The 4,685-nt window shown below is 65.1% G+C and carries 8 protein-coding genes; 5 read left to right on the top strand and 3 right to left on the bottom strand.

The features are described from left to right. Window positions 1-480: 480 nt before the first annotated feature. The 4 genes from ABZ707_RS33255 (at window position 481) to istB (ending at window position 2,056) form a co-directional block, all read left to right on the top strand. The gene (locus tag ABZ707_RS33255; RefSeq protein ID WP_360182617.1) at window positions 481-609 is read left to right on the top strand and encodes a hypothetical protein; all 129 of its coding nucleotides are present in this window, start codon (window positions 481-483) and stop codon (window positions 607-609) included. A 135-nt stretch (window positions 610-744) separates the two neighbouring features. After that, window positions 745-888 (top strand): hypothetical protein, encoded by a 144-nt coding sequence (locus ABZ707_RS33260; protein WP_360182620.1) that lies wholly within the window; start codon window positions 745-747, stop codon window positions 886-888. Between the two features lie 59 nt (window positions 889-947). Further along, complete coding sequence (locus tag ABZ707_RS33265; RefSeq protein WP_360182623.1) at window positions 948-1,244, top strand: hypothetical protein; 297 nt, start codon at window positions 948-950, stop codon at window positions 1,242-1,244. 11 nt (window positions 1,245-1,255) lie between these two features. After that, window positions 1,256-2,056, top strand: a complete 801-nt coding sequence (gene istB, locus ABZ707_RS33270; protein WP_360182626.1) for an IS21-like element helper ATPase IstB — start codon at window positions 1,256-1,258, stop codon at window positions 2,054-2,056. Window positions 2,057-2,085: 29 nt separating this feature from the next. Here istB and ABZ707_RS33275 read toward each other — a convergent pair whose 3' ends face one another. Beyond that, window positions 2,086-2,376 carry a hypothetical protein gene (locus ABZ707_RS33275; RefSeq protein WP_360182629.1) on the bottom strand — a complete coding sequence of 97 codons (291 nt, stop codon included), beginning with the start codon at window positions 2,374-2,376 and terminating at the stop codon, window positions 2,086-2,088. Between the two features lie 744 nt (window positions 2,377-3,120). On the opposite strand from ABZ707_RS33275, the gene ABZ707_RS33280 reads away from it, so the two are divergent. After that, window positions 3,121-3,498, top strand: coding sequence for a hypothetical protein (locus ABZ707_RS33280; protein ID WP_360182632.1), 378 nt, complete (start codon window positions 3,121-3,123; stop codon window positions 3,496-3,498). Here ABZ707_RS33280 and ABZ707_RS33285 read toward each other — a convergent pair. Together ABZ707_RS33285 and ABZ707_RS33290 are read right to left on the bottom strand one after the other, a co-directional pair. Continuing rightward, a complete protein-coding gene (locus ABZ707_RS33285; protein WP_360182635.1) occupies window positions 3,479-3,964 on the bottom strand; it encodes a hypothetical protein in 486 nt (161 codons plus the stop codon). The genes ABZ707_RS33280 and ABZ707_RS33285 overlap by 20 nt on opposite strands. Before the next feature lie 29 nt (window positions 3,965-3,993). Then, entirely contained in the window at window positions 3,994-4,305 is a 312-nt protein-coding gene (locus ABZ707_RS33290; RefSeq protein WP_360182638.1) for a hypothetical protein, read from the bottom strand. Between the last annotated feature and the right edge of the window lie 380 nt (window positions 4,306-4,685).

Genomic DNA, 4,685 nt, shown 5'->3' on the forward strand with positions numbered 1-4,685 from the left:
GAGGCCCTGTCTTCATGCGCGCACAACGGGAAGATCACCCCGGCGGGAAACCTGTTCGACCCGCACGTTCCATGATCGGTTGAGATACGGCTTCTGAGCAACGGTGAAGGCCCGCCCTTCGGGACGGGTCTTCACCGTTGCCGGCGGTTTTCCACCTGTCTGCAGAGGGCTGAGCACATGTCATGCGCATGCGCTCTCAGGCTGGCTAATCATGCGGGACCCGCCTTGGGAAAACCTTGAGGAAACCTGCAATGCAGAGTTCGACGGCTACTGACCAGGGCCAGAACCACCCAAGCGCGAGATGCCTCTCGGCCTGTCCGGGAACCCACCGCCTCGAAGAAGGCCCGGGCCGCCCTCCGGGCGAGACGTTCACCGAAGCCCGGCGAGCGCCAAGTCCCCCAAGAGCGCCGCGATTTACGGGACCCGGAGCTCAGATCTGTGGTGTGGCAACGCAGCACAGTTGGCAAATCAGCACGCTCGTTGGCAAACAACGCCGACGTCACTCATTCGTTACTCTGCGAAGGCGCCTCGGCCATCCTGGTCGGCGTCGGCCGCACCGTCCGGGACGCCGTCCGCGAGGTCGCCGATCTGCTCACGTCGATGACGTGAGCAGCCCGCCACACTGTCACCGCCCTGAACGGGCGGTCGGCCCTGCTCAGCAGCGTCGACCGCTACAGCCAGATCAGCGTCCGCACCAACCGCTACTCGGTGCCGGTCCGGCTGATCGGCCGGAATGTCCGAGCGATGCTGCACGCCTCCGAGCTCGTGGTCTACGACAGCCCGGACGAGGTCGCCCGGCATGAACGGCTGATCGCCAAAGGCGGCACCCGCCTCGAGCTGGACCACAACCTGGAAGCTCTCGTGCGCAAGCCCGGCGCCCTCCCGTGAGCGACCGCGCTCGACCAGGCCCGCTCTGCTGGCCGGTTCACTCCTGTCCAGGACGCCTGGTGGGACGCCTCCTCCTCGGTCGGCACCTGCCGCACGAGCACCTGGTCACCGGCCTGGCCGCCGCCCTCAAGACCGGGGCACTGACCGCGGACGCCGTCGCTCTTGAACCCCGCAAGGCAGCAGACGCCGACACCGCCCCCGCCGAGGTCCCAGACCCCTCGGCAGGAACCCGGACCAGCGTCGCCCCGCTGCCGGCTGCCGTCCGGGCCCGCCTGCCACCCGACAAACGCGCCCTGCCCTCCGTCGCCCACTACGACCAGTTCCTGCGGCTCCGCCGCGACCGCCCCACCCTCTGAAGGAAAAGCACGTGTCCATCCCCCGCCAGCGAGGACTCACCGAACAGGCCGCCACAGCCGCGATCGACCAGGCACGCCGGATGCTGAGGCTGCCCACGATCAGGTCCCAGTTCCCCGAGCTCGCCGAAACCGCCGGCCGCGAGCAGATGTCCTACCTCGGCTTCCTCTCCGAGCTCCTCCTGGCCGAGTGCGACGACCGCGCCCGCCGCCGCTCGGAGCGACGCATCAAGGCCGCCGGCTTCCCCCGCGACAAGTTCCTGCGCAAGTTCGACTTCGACGCCAACCCCAACATCGACCCGGCCATGGTCCACACCCTCGCCACATGCGAATGGATCAAGAAAGGCCTGCCGCTCTGCCTCATCGGCGACTCCGGCACGGGCAAGTCACACCTGCCGATCGCGCTGGGCACCGAGGCCGCAATGGCCGGGCACAGGTTCAAGTACGGCCTGGCGACCAACCTGGTCAACGAGCTCGTTTCGAAGCCGCCGATAGAAGCAACTGACCAAGACCATCGCCCGCTACGCTACGGCCGCGTCGATCCCCTCTGCATCGACGAACTCGGCTACATGGAACTCAACCGCCGCGGCGCCGAACTCCTCTTCCAGGTCCTGACCGAACGCGAGAACAAGAACAGCGTCGCCATCGCCTCCAACGAGTCCTTCTCCGGCTGGACCAAGACCTTCACCGACCCCCGGCTCTGCACGGCCACCGTCGACCGCCTCACCTCCAACGGCACCATCATCGAAACCGGCACCGACTCCTACCGCCTCGCCACCACCCGCGCCCGAGCCGAGGAGCCTGCCACGAGCTGACCTGGGCGCACGAGGCTTCGTAAGCCTCCTCAGTACTCACGGCTCCTTGACCACCACCAGCCGCCCACCGTGAACGCGTTCACCGGCCCAGGATTCGGCAGGGTGCGACGCTCGAACTCATCATCGATGCAAGCAGTCAGCCGGCCGAGGTCGCGCCGGGCACCGCCAGGGAGGTGAAGCATGACCTCTTCCAGATCATCGCGGGCATGCTCCACCTCCAGTCCGGGCTGCCAGACCTGGGATGCGTTCAGATAACGGCCAGGTTGCCTGAACGCCCACTCGAAACGGGCGAGTGCGTCAGCAACTGCACCAGGCCACATCCGCTCATCCTCGACGCGACGGACAGCCGCACGAGTCCTCGCCGAAACGCCCCGGATCCGCCGAACCGCAACGTGTCTGCGAGGCCGCCACCGCTCAGCACGGACGGCCTTCGGGCGCCTACGCGGCATCGCCCTTTCTGATCAACATGCCGTCATCCTGCCACGAACACAACTGGCTCCACACGCACGATCGAGCCCCGCCACCCGAGGGTGCTCCTACGTCTCACCAACATTCACACGCTTTCCGATCACTGCCTGATACCGAAATCCACCCACAAGTACTCTCGATCGAAACCTACGCAACCAGCATCCGCTGGCCTCCGGCTTCACCAGGACGAAGCATGGTGATTGTCACCGCTGCGGCACGCTCCCTGTCACCAGGGGCAAGCGAAGCACGGACCTATGCCACCACCTCAGACGATTCCACGGCCACCCGAGGTGTCCCGCATGCCCAACAACCGACCCTGCACACTTCGTTCCGGGCCCTGACGGAAGCTATAGCGCCTCGGCTCATGACCTCCGAGCGCTTCACCTGGCCACATGAGCCAGCTTCCAACGCCGGCGGTCGACAGGCTGTGACGCGCCTCGTGCCGCGTTCCCAGCATGATCCTGGGTCGCTCTGCCAGCATCTGTTGCATGCTGGTGGCTCTGGCGGCTACTCGGAGTGGGCGGTTCCGAACGGCGCTCCACGTAATAGGAGGTGAGTCGACGATGTCGATTACATTCACGCATCGAGACGGAGGTATGGAGGACGGCACCGAGACCGGTATACCGTCACTCGTCGCTGAGCTCGATAGTCCCACCGATGATGAGCACCCAGACGTATCGGTCACGGACGATGACTCCTCCTGGATTGTTTCAGCGTTTCAGGACGGAACTCTGGCGCTTGAAAATCTCAATGACAGTAACGTCCAGCCTCGTCATATCCAGCACGTTTCGCGCGCGGAGATGATCCGGGTGATGGCCATCTTGATTCGCGGCGACCTGACTTCTCTCCAGCAGCTCGCTGGGGCGCCTCACGCGAGGCCCACCGGGACTGACCATGGTTACCGCCACGAACGCCAATCGCACTTCCGACTCACGCAGGAACCATTCGTCATCCCTACCGCGGCGGTCGAATGACGCGGCTCTCCAGATGACTGTAGGACAACTGCTCTTGGTACCAACGCTCATGCTCGGCGTCGCGGAACTCAAGCTTGCGCCAGCGGGCGTCCTGATAGCCAGGTGCGGAGCGCCAGTAGCCGACGAGGAGACAGAGAGTGTTCCAATCCTCCCGGAGGCGCTCCAGCCGCATCTCCGCCCGTACCCGGCGTGCCTCCTCGGTAGGCATCGGGGGCTGCGGAATGCCGACCGGAATACGGACACTGCCGGGCGTTCCACCGGCGATGGTCCACTCCAACGTGAGAACCAACGTGGCCACTGCCTCTGCGAGTGCCGAGGCCGTGATGCCCTCCTCGCTGTCTGATGGGTGAGCACTAGCCGCTCGCTCCAGTCGAGGAAGCAGGAAGTCCCCAATCTCCCACACAACGTCAGTCGTCAGCTCATCGGCGTACTGCGGACCGCTCCCCACCGGGTCGACATCGCTCATCAAACCGCCCTCCGGCTTGGCCTTGATACTCAGAACCCGTCGCCCCATCCGAAGGTGACGTTGTACGCGCGCTGGAGTACGTGCCGGCCCTCGCCCCCGTCGGCGTAGGCCCATGCAAGGGCAGCGGCGAACCAGAGCAGAATAACTCCACTGACGATGCCCAGAGCGGCCAGCTTGCCGCACCAGCTGAGGAGGACCAGGGCGACGGTCACGATGACCGCGCCGAGGTGAACTCCCCGCGAGTCGAGCGACGCGGCCTTGCGTGCCGCTCTTCTTTCAACTCGTTCTGCGACGAAGCGCTCTTCGCGAACAGACTGCGGTTCGTTCTCGTCGAAGTTCATCTCATCCCCCTGACGCTGACGCTACATGGACCCAAACCGCGCCGTCAGAGGAGCACCACAGGGATATGGAACAGGTACTCAGCTTGTTCTTTAACCTTGGGCTGGGCCTCTGCTACTGGCCCGCTCGCGGGCCAGTAGCAGAGTAAGCCGGCTGATCGGACGCCTGTACACCGTTGTCATCGACTGCCCCGACTCGGACGAGGGACAAAAATAAAGCCGGGGCGGGCAGGTGCTGTCCTCGCTCGCCTCGACCCCGGCTATCGCGGGAAAAGTCACCTCATGCAGTTAAGAGGATGTCTCACGTGGTCGTGTGCTGGTGCGGCATGATGTTGCACCGTGAGGGTTGATCTGTCGCGTCGGCTCGTGCCGGACGAACTATG

The sequence above is a fragment of the Streptomyces sp. NPDC006923 genome (assembly GCF_040635655.1).
Classification (GTDB): domain Bacteria; phylum Actinomycetota; class Actinomycetes; order Streptomycetales; family Streptomycetaceae; genus Streptomyces.

Bases quoted from the DNA above. Each gene is read 5' to 3' on its own strand.
- ABZ707_RS33260 (WP_360182620.1), top strand. From the start codon at position 745: ATGCTGCACGCCTCCGAGCTCGTGGTCTACGACAGCCCGGACGAGGTC.
- ABZ707_RS33275 (WP_360182629.1), bottom strand. From the start codon at position 2,376: ATGTGGCCTGGTGCAGTTGCTGACGCACTCGCCCGTTTCGAGTGGGCG.
- ABZ707_RS33280 (WP_360182632.1), top strand. From the start codon at position 3,121: ATGGAGGACGGCACCGAGACCGGTATACCGTCACTCGTCGCTGAGCTC.
- ABZ707_RS33285 (WP_360182635.1), bottom strand. From the start codon at position 3,964: ATGAGCGATGTCGACCCGGTGGGGAGCGGTCCGCAGTACGCCGATGAG.
- ABZ707_RS33290 (WP_360182638.1), bottom strand. From the start codon at position 4,305: ATGAACTTCGACGAGAACGAACCGCAGTCTGTTCGCGAAGAGCGCTTC.